Below are 1,580 nucleotides of genomic sequence, written 5' to 3'. Positions count from 1 at the left end.
TCCACATTGCTCAATGTAGGCGCTTATTACTACCTCTATGAGTTTTTGAAACGATTGGTGGTAGACGGAGATATGGGGCATGCTCAATATAATGCGTTTCTGGTTGCGGGGCTGTTGATTGGCGGTTCGCTCTTGTATTTTGCAGCCGTGCTTTTGACGCATATGTTGGGCTTCCGGCTGGAGACCAACTTGCGCAAGCGTGGGATTGACGGCCTGACCAATGCCAGCTTCCGCTACTTTGATCTGAACTCATCGGGAAAGACACGTAAACTCATTGATGACAACGCAGCCCAAACTCATTCTATTGTAGCCCATCTGATTCCTGACAATGCCGGAGCAATTCTGACGCCGTTTTTGGCGCTTGTGGTGGGGTTTTTGATCAGTCTGCGGGTAGGCATTGTTCTATTGGTTCTGTTCCTACTGAGTGGCGTGCTCCTTGTCCTGATGACCGGGGAAAAGAAGTTTATGGAAGTCTACCAAAAGGCGCTGGAGACAATGAGCAGCGAGACCGTGGAGTACATACGCGGGATACAGGTGCTCAAGATTTTTGGCATAGACGCTACATCTTTCAAGACGCTGCATCGGGCAATCACGGATTATGCACGACATGCCTTGAACTATTCTATGAGTTGCCGCAGGCCATATGTGTTATTCCAGCTGATCCTATTTGGCTCTATTGCCATACTCGTTTCAGTGACAGCCTTAACGCTGAATCGGATTCAAGACCCTGCCGTGTTGGCGGTGGAACTCATTATGACATTATTCCTGGGTGGAGTACTGTTTACCGCCTTTATGAAAGTGATGTATGTAGGTATGTATGCATTCATGGGAACTTCGGCGGTTGAGAAACTGGAGCAAGTGTTTTCGGATATGCAAAAGGATCGGCTTACATTTGGAAACAAGAGCACATTCAAAAACTATGACATTGAATTTGAACGGGTATGCTTTGGGTATACAGACCAGATGGTGCTGGAGGATGTTAGCTTCACTCTGAAAGAAGGCAGGAGCTATGCTCTGGTGGGATCTTCTGGAGGAGGAAAGTCCACGATTGCCAAATTGATTTCTGGTTTTTACAAAGTGGATGGAGGAGCGGTCAAGATTGGGGGAGAGCCCATTGAAGCCTATACAGAGGACGCCTTAATCCGCAATATCGCCTTTGTGTTCCAGAATGTCCGTTTGTTTCACATCAGTATTTACGAGAATGTCCGTCTGGCGAACCCAGACGCTCAAAGAGCGGAGGTCATGGAAGCGCTGCATCAGGCAGGTTGCGACAGCATTCTGGATAAGTTTAAGGATCGGGAAAATACGGTGATTGGCTCCAAAGGCGTATACCTGTCGGGCGGTGAGAAGCAGCGGATCGCAATCGCACGGGCAATGCTAAAGAATGCGAAGATCGTGATCCTTGACGAGGCCAGCGCGGCAATCGACCCGGAGAATGAGCATGAGCTGCAAAAGGCGTTTGCCCACTTAATGAAGGGGAAGACTGTCATTATGATTGCACACCGGCTGTCCAGCATTCGAAATGTGGATGAAATTCTGGTTTTGGAGGACGGGAAAATAGCAGAGCGAGGAACGGACGC

1 protein-coding gene is annotated in these 1,580 nt (G+C 48.7%); it reads left to right on the top strand.

Annotated features, from left to right (window positions below; genetic code table 11):
* On the top strand, positions 1-1,580 hold a 1,580-nt coding region (locus ACLTD4_RS09445), incomplete at both ends, for an ABC transporter ATP-binding protein (RefSeq protein ID WP_412331265.1).

It is taken from the genome of Hungatella sp. (genome assembly GCF_046966825.1).
This window is presented reverse-complemented; position numbering and strand designations above follow the sequence as displayed.